The following is a 19,646-nucleotide window of genomic DNA, read 5'->3' on the forward strand; positions in this document are numbered from 1 at the left end:
TACGTCAACCTGAATTTAGTCTTTATTTAATTTTTAAACAGGCTCTTATAATTTATTAAAAAAAACTATTTAACCCTTTTCCTGTAGGTAAATCTATTGGTTCTTTATCTTTTTGAAACAAACGTGCCGATAAAGTTCCTTTTAAAACAATTTCATCTCCTGTTACCGCTAACCAACTTCCTTCACGCAATCCTAAAACGGGTGTTTCATTAAAAACATGGTATTCTTTGATACGAGTTTCACGAGTCTCACCCATATGAGTTGAGTTTTTTATAGGATCTAAATAATGCGCGTTAATATTAAAAGGAATCAAATTTAAGGTGTTAAAACTCGGCGGATATACAATAGGCATATCGTTGGTATTCATCATCGTTACGCCACAAATATTACTTCCTGCACTGGTTCCTAAATAAGCTGTTCCGTTTTCTACAACATTTTTTAAAGTGTCAATTATATCATTTTTATATAATTGATTTACCAATTCAAAAGTGTTTCCGCCTCCTGTAAAAATTCCTTTTGCTACTTTTAAAGCTTCCTTCGGATTTTCAAATTCATGGATTCCTTTTACTTTTTTATCAAGCTTTGCAAAATATTTTTTGGCAATATCGGTATATTGGTCATAGGTAATTCCACCAGGGCGTGCGTAGGGAATAAATAAAATAGTGTCGGTATCTTTAAATAAATTAATCAGTGTTGCGGTTATATATTCTAAATATCCACTTGCGTGAACAGTCGATGTACTTGCTATTATCATGTTTTTCATAGGTCAAATTAACAAAAATTTACCATAGCATTACAACATTTTTAAGACAATTAGGTGGTTTATTTGTAACATGAAGTGCTTTTGACGATTTTTAAAAATAAAAATAACCAGTGTTCAAAAAAAATATATGAAAAAAAAATACCTGTTAATTTTATTCCTTTTTAGTGTTATTAAAGTTACTATCTCTCAAGAAAAGCAAAAAACAGTTCGAAAATTTTTATACGGAAACCTTAAAGATACTATTGGAAACCTATATAATGCGCACATCATCAATTTAACGACAAAACAAGGAACTTTTACCAACCAATCTGGTGAGTTTAGAATTTTAGCAAGCGTAAATGATTCTTTAAAAATATCGTTTGTTGGTTATAAATCAATCCGTATTAAAGTGAGCGCAAATCATTTTGGGATTCAAAAAAACAGCTTTATTTTAAGTAAAGAAACTTTTGAACTAGACGAAGTTACCTTAAAAAAGCATCAATTAAAAGGGCGTTTATTCAGCGATTTAAAAGAAGTTCCTACAAATTTTGGGGCGATAAAATCAAAAAAAGCAGTAGATTTTTCAATGATTGATTTTAACCAAATTGTTATTTCAAAAATTGATGCAACAGCGCGTATCAAAGCGCCCGACATGAGAAAGCAAGTTGATCCTACAGCAAGGTTTGAAGGTGTTTCTATCAAATCTGGAGCAGGAATTGACCAATATGCCGCCGAAAAAAGAAGGCTTCGAAAAGAAATTCAATTTAAAGAGAACTTTCCTAAAATATTGCTATCGGAATTTGGTGAAAAATTCTTTTTTATCGAGTTGAAAATCCCCAAAGAAAAATACCATCACTTTTTAAATTATTGCAATTATTTAGGTATTGAAGAATTATACAAAAAAGGCAGGGTTTTAGAAATGCTTAAAATACTTCAACAACAAAGTGAAAATTATTTAAAAATTATAAATTCAGTAGAATGAAAAAAATAGTTTATATCTTGTTTTTAGTACTTTTTTGTTTAAAAATACAGGCGCAAAAACAACAAATACCTCGAAAATTTTTATACGGAAGCGTGAACGATAAAATTGCCGCTATTTATAATGCGCACATCATCAACTTAACCACAAAACAAGGAACTTTTAGCAATCAAGCGGGGGAGTTTAGAATTTTAGCTAAAGTAAATGATTCTTTAAAAATATCGTTTGTTGGTTATAAATCAATCCGTATTAAAGTGAACACAAATCATTTCGGGATTCAAAAAAACAGCTTTAAACTACATAAACAAGCCTATGAATTAGATGAAATAACCCTTAAAAAAAATGATTTGCTAGGCTTTTTATCCTCCGATATAAAAAATATAAAAACAACAGCTCAAATAAATGCGACAACATTAAACCTGCCTTATGCAGGCTCTAAACAACTAACACCTGCCGAAAGAACACTGCAAACCGCTATGGGAGGAAGTAAGCCTTTTACCTTTGGTTTGGCGAATGTAATTTCGTTAGACTACATTATAAACAGCGCTTCTGGAAGGATAAAAAAGCTTAAAAAACTAAAAGCCATCGAAAGTTTAGAAGTAAAAGTACACAAGATAAAAAACAGTTATTCGGCGGCTATTGTGCAAGAATACAAGATAAAAAAAGCAGACATTTATAAATTTATTTATTATTGTACTTCGGATGAAAAATTTGAAGAAACCTATCACGCTGGCGAAATAAATATGATTTTATTTTTAAAAAAGAAGGCCGAAAAATTCAAAAAATTAAACTTAAACGATTACAAAGAGTAAAAAAGAGTAATTTGGCGCATTTATCAGTATAAAAACATCAAAAAATAAACTTAAAAAGATACATGAATAAAAATATCATAAAAATAAGCCTACTTTTTTTTATCCTTCCACTACTCGCTTTTAGCCTTCATAAATACTATATTTCATTAACTGAAATTAGCTATCAAGAAGAAACAAAATCAGTACAAATGATTATGAATGTTTTTATGGACGACATAGAAACAGCCATAAATAAAGAGTATAATGTCGATTTACAATTAACATCAAACAAAGAATTGAAAAATGTTGACTCACTTTTTGTTAAGTATTTAGAAAAAAATTTTAAGATTAAAATTAACCAAAAACAGGTTGCTTATCATTTTATTGGTAAAGAATACGATGGCGATATTATCTATTTTTATTTGGAAATAGAAAACATAGCAAGCCTAAAAACCATTGAAATAGAAAATAACATGTTAATTAAGTACTTTGCTGAACAACAAAATTTAGTAAAAGCTTCTGTAAAAAAAGAACGTAAAAGTTTATTTTTAGATAAAAAAAACAATACAGGATTGTTGAAATTTTAAGGTTATTTTTATTAAAATACTCAAAACTATCTACTTACCTTTTTATCACTTGATTTTAATAATCTAACTATTTTCTACAGATAAAAAACAAATAATCATCTTTTATAAAAAACAAATAATCATCTTTTATAAAAAAGCGATGCTCTTAAAAGTATCGCTTTTTTTATACAAATTAAACAGGCTATAAAAGGTTTGTTAAAGTTTTAAAACAAATTTTTCTACTACTCAAATTTCAGTAACTTACCACGATATTTTAAAATTAAAAAAAGAAAATGAGAAAATATTCTACACTACTATTTTCAGCTCTTTTTGTATCTGCATCACTATTTGCACAAACAACAAATAAAGAGCCTCAAAAAGGTCATATTGATCAGAACAAATTTCGTCAATTAAAAAATGTGTTGGCTACACCAAACGACCAACACACAGCATCAGGAGCGCCTGGACATCAATATACTCAGCAAAAAGTTGACTATGTAATGAACTTACATTTAGACGAAGCTGCTAATAAATTATATGGTGACCAAACAATTACCTACCATAACAATTCTAAAGATAATTTAGACTATTTATGGGTGCAGTTAGATCAAAATATGCGTGCTCCAGATTCTAAAAGCCCGCTTGCGGAGTCTAAAAAAGCGAGTATTTTTCAAACTCCTGAAAAATTTGTAGCAAAAAACTTAGGGATTTCTAAAGATTTTGGATTCAAAATAGAAGAAGTAAAAAATGAAAATGGAAATGATTTATCATATACCATTAATCGCACAATGATGCGTATTAATTTACCAAAAGCATTAAAATCGGGCGAAATTTTTAGTTTTAAAATAAAATGGAACTACCTAATTAATAATTCTGTTGATGACGGTGGGCGTTCTGGTTTTGAATTATTTCCTGACGGAAACAAAAACTATACTATTGCGCAGTTTTTCCCTCGTTTAGCTGTTTATGACAACGTTGAAGGTTGGCAAAACATGCAATTTTGGGGACGTAGTGAATGGGCATTAGAATTTGGCGATTACGACGTTAAATTAACCGTTCCTGCCGATCATATTGTAGATGCTACTGGTCAATTACAAAATGAAAAAGAGGTGCTAACCAAAGAACAACGTAAGCGTTTTGCAAAGGCTAGAAAATCGTACAAAAACCCTGTTTTTATTGTTACCCAAAAAGAAGCAGAAGCAAACGAAAAAGGAAGATCTACCAAAACCAAAACATGGCACTTTAAGGCAAATAACGTACGTGATTACGCTTTTGCATCTTCAAGAAAATATATTTGGGATGCCATGGCTGTAAAAATAAATGGTAAAAATATTATGGCGGTTTCTTTGTATCCAAAAGAAGGAAACCCTTTATGGGAGCAACATTCAACAAGGGTTGTGGCCAATACTTTAGAAGAATATTCTAAAATGACTTTTGATTATCCGTATTCAAAAGCAATTTCTGTTCATGCAAAAAAACAAGGAATGGAATACCCGATGATTTGTTTTAACTACGGACGTCCTAATGCCGACGGAACCTATTCTGATAGGGTTAAAAACGGAATGATTGGTGTTATTACACACGAAGTTGGGCATAACTTTTTCCCGATGATTGTAAATTCTGATGAGCGTCAATGGACTTGGATGGACGAAGGTTTAAATTCTTTTGTTGAAACCTTAGCAGAATTAGACTACGACCCAAACTTCAATACGGGTAATTTACCCAAAGATATTGTGCGTTATATGAGTTTAGATCAAAACAGATTATCGCCAATTATGTCGCAGGGTGATTACGTAAAAAACTTCGGACCAAATGCTTATACAAAGCCTGCCGCTGGTTTATATATGTTACGTCATACCATTATGGGACCTGAATTATTTGATTATGCTTTTAGAACCTATGCTAAAAGATGGATGTTTAAACACCCTACTCCTGCTGATTTCTTTAGAACTATGGAAGACGCATCTGGTATGGATTTAGACTGGTTTTGGAGAGGTTGGTTTTATTCAACAGATTATACTGATATTGCAATAAAAGAAGTAAAATCGTTATTTTTATCGAATAAACCAAACGAAAAAACGAAAAAACTACAAGAAAAATATCCTTCTTACTTTGCTGGTTTAGGTAAATTAGTTTTTTTAACAACCGATAAAAAAGCTGCAAATTCATCGGAAGTAGAAAACTATATTAATAGTTTACCTGCCGATAAAAAAGCACGTTTAAAAGCATTACCAAAGTATATGTATCAGGTTGAATTTGAAAAGCCAGGAGGTTTACCAATGCCAATTATTATCGAATTAACATACGCTGATGGCAGTAAAAAGAGAGAAACTTTTCCTGCTCAAATTTGGATGAATAATGATCAAAAAGCATTCCGTGTTTTTTCTTCGGATAAAGAAATAAAAAGCTTTGTAATAGATCCTGATTTAGAAACTGCTGATATTGACACTACAAATAACAGCTGGCCTAAGAAAAAAACAAGTAAATTTAACCGCTTTAAAAATAAGGCGAAAAAATAATTTTGATATTTTTTCAAACATTAAAAACAACAAAAAACCCGCTTTAAAAGCGGGTTTTTAATTTTATAAATAGCTAATTTATTAACAAGAAGTATCTGCTATAATTTTCCATTGATTTTTTATCTTCTTAAAAATAATCATAAAAACACCCTTGGCATTCCCTACTTTTCGGGTTAAATGGTATTCGCCCATTACAAAATAAGAGCCATTGGTTATTTTTGAAATATCATTTACTTTAAATTTTAAAACTCCTGAATGCGCTTTTGTTGGATAGCCTTTTTTATAGTTCGATAGGGTTTTGTTCCATCCATAGGTAAGCCCGTTGCTTCCGTAAAATTTTAGAGAATCGCTTTTCCAATAGCCTTGCATATAGCCTTCTAAATTATGGTTTGACCAAGCGGTTTCTTGGGCTTTCATAACGGCTAAAATTTCTTTCTTTGCTTCTTTTTCTGACACTTCCTTTTGACAAGAGAAACTAATTAATAATAACAGTGTTGCTATAAATACTTTTTTCATCTTAAAATAATGATTTAATAATTTGTTCAATAGTAATTCCTTCGGCTTCGGCTTTGTAATTTTTAACAATTCTGTGCGATAATATTGGTACTGAAACTGCTTGAACATCTTCAATATCGGGCGAAAACTTACCTTTTATAGCTGCGTATGCTTTAGCGGCTAATATTAAATTTTGTGAAGCTCTTGGTCCTGCTCCCCAATCGATATATTTTTTAACTAAAGGCATTGATTTTTCCGATTTTGGGCGTGTTTTAGCCACCAAACCAACAGCATATTCAATAACATTATCGGCTACTGGAATTTTTCGAATTAGGTGTTGCATTTCAATAATTTCTTGAGAAGAAAGAATAGAATTTACGGCTGGTTTATTTGTTGATGTGGTATTTTTTACTACCTGAACTTCTTCTTCAAATGTAGGGTATTCTAAATGAATAGAAAACATAAACCTATCTAATTGGGCTTCTGGCAACGGGTATGTTCCTTCTTGCTCTATAGGATTTTGGGTGGCTAACACAAAAAATGGCAGGTCTAATTTATAGTGATTTCCAGAAATAGTTACTGATTTTTCTTGCATCGCCTCTAATAAAGCAGCTTGGGTTTTTGGCGGTGTACGGTTAATTTCATCAGCTAAAATAATATTAGAAAAAATAGGTCCTTTTATAAATTTAAACTGACGGTTTTCATCTAAAATTTCGCTTCCTAAAATATCCGAAGGCATTAAATCGGGTGTAAACTGAATACGACTAAACTGCAAACCCAATACTTCCGATATGGTATTTACTAGCAGTGTTTTTGCCAATCCTGGCACACCTATTAAAAGAGAATGACCTCCACAAAGAACAGATAATAGCGTATAATCAACAGCCGATTGCTGCCCAACGATAACCTTACCTATTTCTTGTTGTAATTGACTGAATTTTTTAACTAAATTATTTACAGCGGCTACATCTGACATAGAATAAATTTTAAATTTACGTATTTCAAAAATAGTGTTTTAGAAACTATTAAAAAACAAGAATCCCGCTAAAGGCGGGATTCTTGTTTTACTAAAATTAGTAGGGATTATTTATGTTCTTTTTTCCAGTCTTTTTTAAAGACACACTTCTTATAATCGCTTGATAATTTGATGTAGGTTTCTTGTATTTTTTCTTTAGACCACTTGGCAATTTTTTCTTCTTTTTTCTTCGCCAAGGCAAATTCTTGTAATTTCACATAGTCATCTACCAGATTTGCTTTATGTGTTTGTGTTTTTGTTTTTAATAAAATCACTTTATACATTTTTTTACCCTCTCGAGTTTCATCATAATGAATATCTGATAAATCTCCTTGATTAAGCTCGCTAATTCTACCAAATAATTCTGGTGCCATTCTAGTTAATTCAAAAGTAGTTTCTTGTGTATATGGGTTAATTAATAACCCGCCATTGTTTTTAGTTTCTTCTTCTTCTGAATATTTTTTTACAGCATCTTCAAAAGTTATTTTCTTTTCTTTAATATCTTTTACAATATTTTGAATAGCTTGTTTTGTTTCTTTTAATTTTTCATCAGCAATTTCTGGCTGTAGTAATATATGAGAAACCTCACGTCCGTTACCTCTTATTTTATTTAGTAAAATAATATGGTATCCAAAAGGCGATTTAAAAGGTGCTGATATTTGCCCTTCTTCTAATGAAAAAGCTACTTCTTTAAATTCTTTTACAAAGTTAGTTTCTTTGGTAATAACCCCCATGTTTCCGCTGTTTTGAGCAGCACTTGGGTCTTCAGAGTTTATAATTGCTTTTAATTTAAAACTAGCACCATTTTCAACCTGCTTTTTAATTTCATTAAGCTTGTTAATAACACGTTCTATTTCTTGCGGTGTTGGTTCTGCATTTAAAACTAATTGCGCTATCGATACTTGCGCAGGAATTTCTGGCAATTCATTTTTATCATTTAATCCTTTAAAATAAACACGTATTTCTTCGGGAGTTACATCTACTTTTTCTGTAATCTTTAACTGCTCCTTTTCAATAAGAATATTTTCTTTTTGTACCCTCGCTAATTCTTTTTTAAGGTCTTCAATATCGTTAAAACCATAGGCTTTAATTACTTTTTCTTCACTTCCGTATTGGTTGGTAAAATAAGAAATACTTCGTTGTACTTTACTATCAACATCTGACTGAGCAACAACAACACTATCAATAACTCCATGGTGAGCTAATAATTTTTGTTCCATTAGTTCCTCTAACATTTCACAGTTAGAAATTTTTATTTTCCCTTCGCTTCTAACCTCAACTTCTTGTTTAAATTTATCAATATCAGAATCTAAAACAATGTTTTTACCAACAACCACAGCCACACCATCAACTTTGTTTTGTTGTGCATTTACACTCCCTAAACCTACCAAAAAAAAGGTAAATAACAGGCTAGTATTCTTTAAAGTTTTTATTTTGAATTGCATCATTTATCAAGGTTTTTTCTATCTCTCTAATTAATTCTAATTTTCTTTTGTGTAAAATTATTTGCTTAATCCTAGGACGTACAAATATTAAAGGGGCGCTCGCATTTTTTGGCAACCTCTTTTTTACAGCCACCAAATATACTCCTAAACTATCTTCTTTTTGTATGTATTTTGAAATTTTTAACAAACTTTGCGTGGTTTGCAGCTGAAAAGGAGGGATTATTTTAGGCAAATAAGAAAATGGCACCCAGGTTGTATCTCCTAATCGATACGATTTGAAGTTTAACAAATAACGTTCTAATTCTTCTCTATCGGATTGTTTTGATGATTTAAAATTTTTAATAACCTCGGCTTTATCTAAAAAATCTTTTCCAAAGTTAATATATTCAAATTGTAAAATTTCTTCGTTTAATTTAAAATTTTCTTTATTTTTATAATAATACGTTTCTATTTCTTGCAAGGCTACAACAGTATCTAACTGTTGTTTTATTAAACGTTCTTTGTAGCCATTTATATACAGACTGTTTTTATAATTATGAACTAGGTCCGCTATTTTTTTACTATTAAGTTCCGATATATTTTCTTCTGCCTTAGCTAATAATAATTGTTTTTTTGCCCATGAGTAAATAAACCCTCGTGCCATAACAACACTATCTTTTGGGTTTATATCTTTTGGTAACAGCTCTTCAATATCTTTTTTATAAAGATTTTTATTATAAACCGTTGCAATAGGTTTGTGCTGTTCTGATACTTTTTTTGTTTTTAAACTGATAAAATCACAGGAAACAACAGATAATGCAATTAAAAAAAAGAGTGTTTTTTTAATTATTTTTTTACTGATTATATGTTTTTTTAAACTCACTTAAATATACTTGCGTTTATTTTTACTTCTTTTTTTCGATTTGCAACAACTACAAATCGGTTTTTAACGCCTTAAAAACTATTAAAATTTTTAAGGCTATTCAAAAATTTTTTTTGATATTATAATGAAATAATACCTTTAATAACATCTGCTCTTTTATAATAAGCAATTACCTCTTGGGCATTTTTAACATTTAAAAAAATAGAAAGACTGTTATATTTACCTGTTTTTGACTGTTTGGTTTTAATAACCGCCCCCCCATTACTAAACACTTCTTTTACTTCTTCTGCCTGATTTTCATCCGTAGGTACAATAAATTTAAACAAATATTTCGTAGGAAATGTTGTTGTGTCTTCTAATTGTCCTTTCAATTTAATATAAAATGCTTCTCTATCTGACATAATACTTAACTATTATCGTTTTTAAAATTAATTTTTCATCCTTAAAAAATGATCTGGCACAAAATTACACTATTTATTACATTTATAAATTGAAACTTATATTTTTGCAGCATGCAACAAAAAATAGTTTTAATAGGTGGTCCTGGCACAGGCAAGTCTTCAATTTTAAACGAGTTTATAAATCTTGGTTATAATTGCATGCCTGAAATTTCGAGAGAAGTAACGCTAAAGGCCAAAAAAGAAGGAATAGAGCAATTGTTTTTAGAACAACCTTTGCTTTTTAGTGAAATGCTACTGCAAGGTAGAGAACAACAATATTTAGATGCTGAAAAGAATGATGCAGATATCATTTTTTTTGACAGAGGAATACCAGATGTACATGCGTACATGAATTATTTAGGAAGTGAATACCCGCCTATTTTCAAACAAAAAAGTGGTCAGTATTTATATACTAAAGTATTTATGTGCCCACCATGGAAAAGTATTTATAAATCTGATAATGAAAGATATGAAACCTTTGAACAAGCAGTCGAGATTGATGAATTTTTAAAAAAATCATACCTAGAAATTGGTTATGAAATTATAACTGTTCCTTTTGGAACTGTAAGGGAACGCTGCGATTTTATTTTACAATCGATTTAAAAAAATGTATGAAAAATCGATAGAAATATTAACGCATTACTGGAAGCATCAATCTTTCAGAGCACCTCAACAAGAAATTATAACGGCTGTTTTAAACCGAAAAGATACCATCGCCTTGTTACCTACGGGCGGTGGAAAATCTATCTGTTTTCAAATTCCTGCTTTAATTAACGATGGCGTTTGCATTGTTATTTCGCCACTAATTGCCCTAATGCAAGACCAGGTAGATAGCCTTGTTAATAGAGGAATAAAAGCAACAATAATTCCTTCAGGAAGTTCTCAAGACGAAATAATTACACTTTTTGACAATATTCGCTTCGGAAAAACGAAATTTTTATACATTTCTCCCGAACGTTTACAGTCGCGTTTTATTCAAGAAAAGATAAAACAACTAGCGGTTAATTTAATTGCCATTGATGAGGCGCATTGTATTTCAGAATGGGGACACGATTTTCGTCCTTCGTATCAAAATATTGCTATTTTAAAAGAACTGCAACCAAAAGTCCCTTTTATCGCCTTAACAGCAACGGCAACTAAAAAGGTTGTGAACGATATTATTGTTTCGCTAAAACTTGATACCCCTAAAATTTTCAAAAAATCTTTTTATCGAAAAAATTTAGCCTATCAAATTTTTCAAACCGATGATAAACTTCGTAAACTAAATCAGATTTTTACCAAAACAAAAGGTTCGGCAATTGTTTATGTAAATTCAAGAGCCAAAACAAAAAATATTGCCAGCTATTTAAATGCGAAAGGATTTAAGAGTTCTTTTTATCATGCAGGCTTAACAATTCAAGAAAAAGAACGTGCTTTTGATAATTGGATGACCGAAAAAACACCCATTATAGTTGCCACAAATGCCTTTGGAATGGGAATAGACAAGCCAAATGTGCGGGTGGTAATTCATTTAAACCTTCCTGGATCTATCGAAAATTATATTCAAGAAGCTGGGCGTGGCGGACGAGACGGAAACAAAGCTTTCTCAGTAGTTTTAAACAATCAGAATGACCTCAAAAAAAGTACTGATTTATTAGAAAAATCACTTCCTAATATTGCTGATATAAAATTAGTTCATCGAAAATTATATCAGCAATTTCAAATTACAAAAGGCGAATTGATTGAAACAGCTTTCGATTTTAATTTCTTAGAATTTTGTACAAAATATACCTTTAACGCAACTAAAACACATGCTGTTCTACAACTGTTAAATAGCAACGGAATTATTGAATTAAATGCCAATTTTCAACAAAAATCAAGCATTTATTTTATCGTTTCAAGCAAACAGGTGATTTTATATTGGCAGCAAAATCCAGCAGCAAAAAATTTTATACAAACACTTTTGCGTTTATATGGCGGAGTTTTTGAAAATCCTGTAAAAATTGATGAATTTTATATCGCCAAAAAAACAGGCATTACCTCCTGGCAAGTTGTAAAGGAATTAGAACGAATGCTTGAAAAAAATATACTTGAATACCAAAAAGCAAATGATAATTCTGAATTATTTTTTTTACAGCCAAGAGAAGATGATAAAACAATTAATAGGGTTTCAAAAAATATTGAGCTGTATTTAGCTCAAAAAAAGAAAAAACAGCAAGATTTAATTCATTTTTTAAAAAATAATGACCTTTGTAGAAGCGTGCAATTATTAAATTATTTTAATGAAGAGACTACTAATAATTGTGGTATTTGCGATGTTTGCCTACAACATAAACAAACGTTTTATATTAATCCGAAGCAAATTATTAGCTTATTAAACAAAAAAGATGCTTTAACTGTTGCTCAAATAGCTACAGCCCTGCACCAAAAAGAAGCTAACATTTTAATACTTTTACGAACGCTTTTATCCGAAGAAAAAATTAGCGTTACTAACAATAAATATTTTTTACTATAATTTTTACTATAAACTTTACTATAAATGAGAGATTTACGCATCGTTTTTATGGGAACGCCTGATTTTGCGGTAACCATTTTAAAACACCTTATCGAAAATGATTATAATGTAGTTGGCGTAATTACCGCGGCAGATAAACCTGCTGGTAGAGGTCGTAAACTAAACCAATCTGCTGTAAAAAAATATGCGCTTTCTCAAGAGCTTCCTATTTTACAGCCTACAAATTTAAAAGATGAAGCCTTTCAGGCAGATTTAAAAAAATGGAACGCTAATTTACAGATTGTCGTTGCTTTTAGAATGTTGCCAAAAACAGTTTGGGCAATGCCTGAATTTGGTACTTTTAACCTGCACGCTTCTTTATTGCCTGATTATCGTGGTGCCGCTCCTATTAATTGGGCTATTATTAATGGCGAAACTAAAACAGGTGTTACTACTTTTTTTATTGATGATAAAATAGATACAGGTGAAGTTATTTTACAAAAATCGGTAGCTATTAAAGATGATGAAATTGTTGGGCAGCTACACGACCGATTAATGAATTTAGGTGCTGGTTTAGTTGCTGAAACCTTAGATTTAATCGCCACAGGAAATGTTCCTACGACAAAACAACCCGAATTAGAAGAAAAGCCTGCACATAAACTGTTTGCTGATAACTGTAAAATAGATTGGTCTAAATCTTTAAATGATATTTACAATCATATCCGTGGATTAAACCCATATCCTGCCGCTTGGACAAGCATAAAAAATGGCGAAACAGAAATTTCAGCTAAAATATACGGAACAACAAAAGAATTTGCCGAGCATGATTTAGCCAATGGAACTCTTGTAACTTCTAAAAAAGAATTAAAAATTGCCGTAAAAGAGGGGTATCTTATTATTAATGAAATTAAAATTTCAGGTAAAAAATTAATGGATGCTAAAAGTTTATTAAATGGTTTTCAATTTTCTGAAGATGCAAAAGCCCTGTAAGCCTTTATACATCGGCTTTAGCCATTTTTAACGAAAAACAAGTAGGGTTATTAACAATTTCAGGAATGTTATTAACAATTGACTGTTTTTTTGATCTAAAAACTTGCAAGGAACTCCATTCCTACTATATTTGTTGAGCTATTAAGCGAAAAACAAAAATTAATTTTTAAAAATATTAAAATTATGAACAAATCAGATTTAATCGATGCAATGGCTGCTGATGCAGGAATTTCTAAAGCTTCTGCTAAACTTGCATTAGACTCTTTAACTACTAACGTTACTACTTCTTTAAAAGCTGGAGAAAAAGTTGCTTTAGTTGGATGGGGAACTTGGTCTGTTTCTGAAAGAGCTGCTAGAACTGGTAGAAACCCTCAAACAGGAAAAGAAATTCAAATTGCTGCTAAAAATGTAGTAAAGTTTAAGGCAGGTGCTGGTTTAAGCGATTCTGTAAACAACTAAGAATTTTTCTTAAAATATATTTTAAAACAGCATTTAGGAAACTAAATGCTGTTTTTTTTGTTATTGATTTTTATACTTTAGTATTATTCTAAAACAATGATCATGAAACATGTTTTAATTATTAACGGACACCCAGATAAACAGAGTTATAATTACGCATTATCCGAAGCTTATTTAAAAGGTGCTAGTAAAACAACGGCGGTTTTATCTCAAATTAATATTGCTGATTTAGATTTTAACCCGAATTTAGCCTTTGGATATCGTAAAAGAACCGAACTAGAGCCCGATTTATTAATCGCTATTGATAAAATAAAAAAAGCAACACATATCGTATGGATATTCCCGATGTGGTGGCAAGGCACTCCCGCTATTATGAAAGGATTTATTGACCGTACATTTTTGCCAGGTATTACCTATCAACCTATAGAAGGAAAACCATTTCCTGAAAAATTATTAAAAGGAAAATCGGCAAGAATAATTATCACCACCGATACGCCTCGATGGTATGATTTTTTAGTGATGAAAAGCCCTGCCCTACGTCAATTTAAAAAAGGAACTTTAGAATTTTGTGGTATTAGCCCTGTTAAAACAACCTATATTTCGCCTATTAAAAACTCTAGTATTTCGTTTAGAAACAAATGGATAGAAAAAATAACCCTGTTAGGTGAACAATTAAAATAAAGCACAAAAAAATCCGAAGTAATTTTACTTCGGATTTTTTTTATTATATAATAATATTAAGCTTCTCTTTCATCATCAAAATCATTTTTAATTCTTTTACTTCCTTCATAAAGTTCATATTTTACAAAACGACAATCTAAATCGGCATTTTTAAGCGGTATTCTTTTTGAAGTTCGTAAACCAACATGTTTTAATGCTTGTATATCTGAAGTAATTAACCATGCCATTGAGCCTGGATAATTATGCTTTAAAGTATCTCCAATTTTCTTGTAAAACTCTTCAGTATCAATATTTAAACGCTCTCCATAAGGAGGATTAAATAAAATAGTAGTGTTTCCAAATACCTCTTTCTTAGAATTGAAAAAGTTTACGTGGTGAATTCCTATAAATTCTTCTAAATTAGCATTAATAACATTTTGCTTCGCCTTGGTAACTGCCGAAGGTGCTTTATCAAACCCCATTATTTTAAAATGAGAGCTTGTAATTTTTTTCAACAAAGCATCCTGAATTACAAAATATAAATCTTCATCGTAATCTTTCCAGCCTTCAAAAGCAAAATGCTTACGGTTAATATTTGCAGGAATATTATTAGCAATCATTGCTGCTTCAATTAAAATAGTTCCCGAACCACACATTGGGTCAATAAAGTTTTCATCACCTTTATACCCCGATAACAATACTAATCCTGCTGCTAAAACCTCGTTGATTGGCGCAATATTTGTAGCGCTTCTGTAGCCTCTTTTATGTAATGAATCACCAGAAGAATCTAACGAAATTGTTAACCATTCGTTATGAATATGTATGTGAATTTTAACATCAGGGTGTTTTAAATCGACATTCGGGCGCTTTTTATATTTATTCACAAAATAATCAGCAATCGCATCTTTTGATTTTAAACTGATATAATGTGAATTTGTTGTAAAATTCTTAGAATTTACAACCGCTCCAATAGCAAAAGTTCCATCAACATCAATGTATTTATCCCATTTTATACGTTGAATTGCCTCGTATAAATCTTCCTCATCAAAAATTTTACTTTTTTTAATTGGTTTTAAAATACGAATTGCTGTGCGCAACGCAATATTTGCCTTGTACATAAACCCCGTGTCTCCTTTAAAAGAAACATTACGTATTCCTTCTTTAACTTCTTGGGCACCAAGCTTTCTTAGTTCATCTGCTAGTACACCTTCTAAACCTGCCATCGTAACGGCAGTCATTTTAAAATCTTTCTCCATATAACTGTAAAATTTCGTTACAAAAGTACAGCTAATTTTGGCTTGATAGGAATCTTTTCTTGTTTCAATCTAAAAAAGCTAAGATTTATGTATTTTTGCAGACCTTTTATACTTATGAAAACAACAGACTGGTTTACCTCTTGGTTCGACACAACTTACTATCACACGTTATACAAGCACAGAAACGATGCCGATGCACAGTTTTTTATGCGCAATATAACAACATTTTTACAACTCCCTAAAACAAGCCATATTGCTGATTTAGCTTGTGGTAAAGGACGACATTCGCTTTATTTAAACTCCCTTAATTACAAAGTAACAGGTGGTGATTTAAGTAAAAATAGTATTGAATATGCTAAACAGTTTGAAAATGAAACACTCAATTTTGAAGTTTGGGATATGCGAAATGCTTTAGAAAGTAAATACGACGCTATTTTTAATTTATTTACCAGTTTTGGCTATTTTGATGACGATATGCAAGATATTGCTATTTTAAAAAGTGTTAAAAATGGCTTAAAAAAGCAAGGTGTATTCGTTTTAGATTTTTTAAATGTTGAAAAAGTAAAAAAATCATTGGTTAATGCAGAAGTAAAAACCATTGATGGCATTGAATTCAATATTAAAAGAGAAATTAAAGATGGTTTTATTTTAAAACACATTTCATTTATTGCCGATAAAAAACAACACAATTACACTGAGCAGGTAAAATTTTTAACCCTTGATAAAATGGAATTGTATTTTAAAGAAGCTGGCTTAAAATTAAAGCATGTTTTTGGTGATTATGCTTTAAATGAATTTGATAAAAACACTTCGGATAGATTAATTTTGATTGGAGAATAGCATGAGTTATATATTATTAATTATTGCCGTTTTAATTGGCGCTTTGCTCGTTTTAATATTAAAACCAAACAATAAACACGTTCGATTATTACTTGCCTTTAGTGGTGCTTATTTGTTATCGGTAACTATTTTACATTTACTTCCCGAGGTTTATATGCACACGCACAATGCTAAAAAAATTGGAATTTTAATTTTGGTTGGAATTGTTATTCAATCGGTATTAGAGTCTTTTTCAAAAGGAGCTGAACACGGGCATATTCATGTACATTCCGATAAATCACAATTTCCGTGGTTGTTGTTTATTAGTTTGTGTATTCACGCATTTTCGGAAGGCTTACCAATACATCATGCTGGCGATAACTTGCTAGGAGCAATTATTGTGCATAAAATTCCGATTGCTATTGTTTTAACTACCTTTTTATTACAAACAAACTACAGTAAAAAAACAATTATTTTATTTTTAAGTATTTTTGCGTTTATGAGCCCGTTAGGTGTTTTAGTTTCTGATAAAGTAGCTTTTTTTAGCGATTATCACACAGAAATTACCGCTTTAATTATTGGGGTTTTTCTGCATATTTCAACCATCATACTTTTTGAAAGTTCAGAAAATCATAAATTTAATTTAAAGAAATTTACAGCAATTATTTTAGGCGTTTTGCTTACTGTTTTTACACTTTAATTTATAATTCCATATATAAAAGTAGAGATGCGATAAATCGCGTCTCTACTTTTTGTGTTTTTTAATTAAACCAAATTGTAAATGATTTAATTTTTGCTAAATCAGGAATTTGCTCAATGCTTACTTTTTGAGTACTAAAATCTTTTAAACCTAAATCTTCTTTATCTAAAGAAATTGTAGCGTTTAAATCATCAATAAATAAGGTTACTGATAAAAATGATGACTCTACTTTGCTAATGCTGTTATTCGTATTAATTTCTTGAAATGACGAATTAATATTTAAACCAGAAGCGGTTTTAAATCGTTTATCAAAAACCTCGATACTTTTAATTGTTGATACTGAATCTAACTGTTCTTTTGGTACAATTGTTAATAAATGCTTCCCGCCTTTTTCAAAAATTAAATACTTATCATCTTCTTGAAAAAAGTCGCTTCCCTTTGCTCCTTCGCTTAAAACTTTTACAATAGAATCATTTTTAAAAATGACATCTACCTGTTTCAGGGTTGTTTTACTGGTTAATTCACCTACTTTTCCTTTAGAAATATCATATTTACTATTTTCACATTGTATGAATACTACTGATATTAAAGCGATTATTAATGGTTTGATTATACTTTTCATCTAGTTTTTATTAATTATTTAAAGTTAAAAGTTAGGTTGCATTATTTTTTTCTTGATAAATAACGTAAAAGTAACAAAAATGATCCATAAAATTTTAATGTTAACTATCTTTGCATCCTTATGTTGAAAAAAGAAGTACAAGAGTTAATTGATAAAGGGCAAATGCTTCCATTAATGGAGGAATTTTATACTATTCAAGGAGAAGGATCGCACACAGGTACTGCGGCTTATTTTATTAGAATCGGAGGTTGTGATGTGGGTTGCCACTGGTGCGACGTTAAAGAAAGTTGGGATGCTAATTTGCATCCGCCAACCAAAACCGATATTATTGTTTCAAACGCTAAAAAACTAGCTAAAACCGTAGTAATTACTGGTGGAGAGCCTTTAATGTGGAGTTTAGATTATATTACAAAACAACTACAGGATCACGGCATGAAAACACATATCGAAACCTCAGGAGCGTATGCTTTTTCTGGTGTTTGGGATTGGTTTTGCTTATCTCCTAAAAAAACAAAATTACCTACAAAGGAATGCTACAAAGAAGCCGATGAGTTAAAAATGATTATTCATAATAAGAATGATTTTAAATTTGCGGAAGAACAAGCTGATAAGGTTGGCAAAAAATGCCAATTATTTTTACAACCTGAATGGAGTAAAAAAGAAGAAATGACTCCGTTAATAATAGATTATGTGATGAAAAACCCAAAATGGCGCATTTCGTTACAAACGCATAAATTTTTAAATATTCCTTAAATAATTAATAAAAACAACAAAAAAGCAACCTTAATAGGTTGCTTTTTTATTATGTAATAACTAAAAAATAGTTTTTATTTCTCATTATAAACACCCATTTTTTCGTATTTATCCATACGTTGGGTAATTAATTCTGCTTCGCTTAAATCTTTTAAATCAGCAAAAGCACTTATTATTTGTGCTTGTACCGCTTTAAATGCGCCTTCTCTGTTAGCATGTGCTCCTCCTAATGGCTCTTCAATAATTCCGTCAATTAATTCTAATCGCTTCATATCTTCCCCCGTTAATTTTAACACTTCGGCAGCTTTTTGCTTATACTCCCAACTACGCCATAAAATAGAAGAACAAGATTCTGGTGAAATTACCGTGTACCAGGTATTTTCCATCATATAAACCCTGTTTCCAACACCAATACCTACAGCACCTCCTGATGCTCCTTCACCAATAACAATGGTAATAACAGGCACTTTTAAACGGGTCATTTCTAAGATATTACGAGCAATTGCCTCTCCTTGTCCACGTTCTTCAGCTTCTAAACCAGGATATGCTCCAGGAGTATCTACTAAAGTAACCACAGGAATACCAAATTTCTCTGCCATTTTCATTAAACGCAACGCTTTACGATATCCTTCAGGGTTTGCCATACCAAAATTACGGTACTGACGTGTTTTGGTGTTATATCCTTTTTGCTGACCAATAAACATAAACGACTGATCGCCTATTTTACCTAAACCACCAATCATCGCTTTGTCATCTTTTACATTACGATCACCGTGTAATTCCATAAAAGTATCGCCACAAATAGCCTTAATATAATCTAAAGTATAAGGACGGTTTGGATGACGTGATAATTGTACACGCTGCCAAGGGGTTATATTTTTATATATCTCTTTTTTGGTTTCTGCTAATTTTAGTTCAATCTTATTAGACGTTTCTGTAACATCAACATCGCTCTCTTCTCCTAAAGCAATACATTTTGCTAACTGCTCTTCTAGTTCTTTTATAGGTAGTTCAAAATCTAAATATTCCATTATATATAGTTTGATTATATTTTTGTTGT

The 19,646-nt window shown here is 30.8% G+C and carries 21 protein-coding genes; 12 read left to right on the forward strand and 9 right to left on the reverse strand.

What is annotated here, in order from left to right:
* Window positions 1-55 precede the first annotated feature (55 nt).
* The gene (gene pepE / locus DPIF8902391_RS10835; RefSeq protein WP_172505831.1) at window positions 56-763 is read right to left on the reverse strand and encodes a dipeptidase PepE; all 708 of its coding nucleotides are present in this window, start codon (window positions 761-763) and stop codon (window positions 56-58) included.
* Window positions 764-890: 127 nt separating this feature from the next.
* Between pepE and DPIF8902391_RS10840 the strand changes: the two genes are divergently transcribed.
* From DPIF8902391_RS10840 to DPIF8902391_RS10855, 4 genes are all read left to right on the forward strand, one after another.
* Window positions 891-1,724, forward strand: coding sequence for a carboxypeptidase-like regulatory domain-containing protein (locus DPIF8902391_RS10840; protein WP_058885164.1), 834 nt, complete (start codon window positions 891-893; stop codon window positions 1,722-1,724).
* Window positions 1,721-2,533, forward strand: a complete 813-nt coding sequence (locus DPIF8902391_RS10845) for a carboxypeptidase-like regulatory domain-containing protein (RefSeq protein ID WP_172505832.1) — start codon at window positions 1,721-1,723, stop codon at window positions 2,531-2,533. Before DPIF8902391_RS10840 ends, DPIF8902391_RS10845 begins: the two co-directional genes overlap by 4 nt.
* Before the next feature lie 62 nt (window positions 2,534-2,595).
* Window positions 2,596-3,099, forward strand: a complete 504-nt coding sequence (locus DPIF8902391_RS10850; RefSeq protein ID WP_144430045.1) for a DUF6702 family protein — start codon at window positions 2,596-2,598, stop codon at window positions 3,097-3,099.
* A 272-nt stretch (window positions 3,100-3,371) separates the two neighbouring features.
* Complete coding sequence (locus DPIF8902391_RS10855) at window positions 3,372-5,597, forward strand: M1 family metallopeptidase (protein ID WP_172505833.1); 2,226 nt, start codon at window positions 3,372-3,374, stop codon at window positions 5,595-5,597.
* Between the two features lie 81 nt (window positions 5,598-5,678).
* Here the strand turns inward: DPIF8902391_RS10855 and DPIF8902391_RS10860 are convergent, their stop codons facing one another.
* The 5 genes from DPIF8902391_RS10860 to DPIF8902391_RS10880 all read right to left on the reverse strand — a co-directional run bounded on the left by DPIF8902391_RS10860 (window position 5,679) and on the right by DPIF8902391_RS10880 (window position 9,815).
* Window positions 5,679-6,113, reverse strand: coding sequence for a nuclear transport factor 2 family protein (locus DPIF8902391_RS10860; RefSeq protein ID WP_172505834.1), 435 nt, complete (start codon window positions 6,111-6,113; stop codon window positions 5,679-5,681).
* Window position 6,114: 1 nt separating this feature from the next.
* Complete coding sequence (locus DPIF8902391_RS10865; RefSeq protein WP_172505835.1) at window positions 6,115-7,068, reverse strand: AAA family ATPase; 954 nt, start codon at window positions 7,066-7,068, stop codon at window positions 6,115-6,117.
* A gap of 107 nt (window positions 7,069-7,175) precedes the next feature.
* Window positions 7,176-8,555 carry a peptidylprolyl isomerase gene (locus DPIF8902391_RS10870; RefSeq protein WP_232127430.1) on the reverse strand — a complete coding sequence of 460 codons (1,380 nt, stop codon included), beginning with the start codon at window positions 8,553-8,555 and terminating at the stop codon, window positions 7,176-7,178.
* A complete protein-coding gene (locus DPIF8902391_RS10875) occupies window positions 8,518-9,414 on the reverse strand; it encodes a hypothetical protein (protein ID WP_058885168.1) in 897 nt (298 codons plus the stop codon). The genes DPIF8902391_RS10870 and DPIF8902391_RS10875 overlap by 38 nt, the downstream gene beginning before the upstream one ends.
* A 119-nt stretch (window positions 9,415-9,533) precedes the next feature.
* Window positions 9,534-9,815, reverse strand: coding sequence for a DUF493 family protein (locus DPIF8902391_RS10880; protein WP_172505836.1), 282 nt, complete (start codon window positions 9,813-9,815; stop codon window positions 9,534-9,536).
* A gap of 111 nt (window positions 9,816-9,926) precedes the next feature.
* Here DPIF8902391_RS10880 and DPIF8902391_RS10885 point away from each other — a divergent pair, with 111 nt between their 5' ends.
* The 5 genes from DPIF8902391_RS10885 (at window position 9,927) to DPIF8902391_RS10905 (ending at window position 14,457) form a co-directional block, all read left to right on the forward strand.
* Entirely contained in the window at window positions 9,927-10,457 is a 531-nt protein-coding gene (locus tag DPIF8902391_RS10885; protein ID WP_172505837.1) for an AAA family ATPase, read from the forward strand.
* Window positions 10,458-10,461: 4 nt separating this feature from the next.
* Complete coding sequence (locus DPIF8902391_RS10890; RefSeq protein WP_058885171.1) at window positions 10,462-12,348, forward strand: RecQ family ATP-dependent DNA helicase; 1,887 nt, start codon at window positions 10,462-10,464, stop codon at window positions 12,346-12,348.
* Between the two features lie 24 nt (window positions 12,349-12,372).
* Entirely contained in the window at window positions 12,373-13,317 is a 945-nt protein-coding gene (gene fmt / locus DPIF8902391_RS10895) for a methionyl-tRNA formyltransferase (protein ID WP_172505838.1), read from the forward strand.
* Between the two features lie 183 nt (window positions 13,318-13,500).
* Window positions 13,501-13,776, forward strand: a complete 276-nt coding sequence (locus tag DPIF8902391_RS10900; protein WP_058885172.1) for an HU family DNA-binding protein — start codon at window positions 13,501-13,503, stop codon at window positions 13,774-13,776.
* A gap of 102 nt (window positions 13,777-13,878) precedes the next feature.
* Entirely contained in the window at window positions 13,879-14,457 is a 579-nt protein-coding gene (locus DPIF8902391_RS10905) for an NAD(P)H-dependent oxidoreductase (protein WP_058885173.1), read from the forward strand.
* 56 nt (window positions 14,458-14,513) lie between these two features.
* Here the strand turns inward: DPIF8902391_RS10905 and DPIF8902391_RS10910 are convergent, their stop codons facing one another.
* Window positions 14,514-15,692, reverse strand: a complete 1,179-nt coding sequence (locus tag DPIF8902391_RS10910; RefSeq protein ID WP_058885174.1) for a THUMP domain-containing class I SAM-dependent RNA methyltransferase — start codon at window positions 15,690-15,692, stop codon at window positions 14,514-14,516.
* Between the two features lie 114 nt (window positions 15,693-15,806).
* Here DPIF8902391_RS10910 and DPIF8902391_RS10915 point away from each other — a divergent pair, with 114 nt between their 5' ends.
* Together DPIF8902391_RS10915 and DPIF8902391_RS10920 are read left to right on the forward strand one after the other, a co-directional pair.
* Entirely contained in the window at window positions 15,807-16,532 is a 726-nt protein-coding gene (locus DPIF8902391_RS10915) for a class I SAM-dependent methyltransferase (protein ID WP_058885175.1), read from the forward strand.
* A 1-nt stretch (window position 16,533) separates the two neighbouring features.
* The gene (locus DPIF8902391_RS10920; RefSeq protein WP_172505839.1) at window positions 16,534-17,211 is read left to right on the forward strand and encodes a ZIP family metal transporter; all 678 of its coding nucleotides are present in this window, start codon (window positions 16,534-16,536) and stop codon (window positions 17,209-17,211) included.
* Between the two features lie 61 nt (window positions 17,212-17,272).
* Here DPIF8902391_RS10920 and DPIF8902391_RS10925 read toward each other — a convergent pair whose 3' ends face one another.
* The gene (locus DPIF8902391_RS10925; RefSeq protein WP_058885177.1) at window positions 17,273-17,833 is read right to left on the reverse strand and encodes a hypothetical protein; all 561 of its coding nucleotides are present in this window, start codon (window positions 17,831-17,833) and stop codon (window positions 17,273-17,275) included.
* A 120-nt stretch (window positions 17,834-17,953) separates the two neighbouring features.
* Between DPIF8902391_RS10925 and DPIF8902391_RS10930 the strand changes: the two genes are divergently transcribed.
* Window positions 17,954-18,586 (forward strand): 7-carboxy-7-deazaguanine synthase QueE, encoded by a 633-nt coding sequence (locus tag DPIF8902391_RS10930; protein ID WP_058885178.1) that lies wholly within the window; start codon window positions 17,954-17,956, stop codon window positions 18,584-18,586.
* Window positions 18,587-18,660: 74 nt separating this feature from the next.
* Here the strand turns inward: DPIF8902391_RS10930 and DPIF8902391_RS10935 are convergent, their stop codons facing one another.
* A complete protein-coding gene (locus tag DPIF8902391_RS10935; protein ID WP_058886270.1) occupies window positions 18,661-19,617 on the reverse strand; it encodes an acetyl-CoA carboxylase carboxyltransferase subunit alpha in 957 nt (318 codons plus the stop codon).
* Between the last annotated feature and the right edge of the window lie 29 nt (window positions 19,618-19,646).

Origin of the sequence: Tenacibaculum finnmarkense genomovar ulcerans (assembly GCF_900239495.1) — a bacterium.
Taxonomy (GTDB): Bacteria; Bacteroidota; Bacteroidia; order Flavobacteriales; family Flavobacteriaceae; genus Polaribacter; species Polaribacter ulcerans.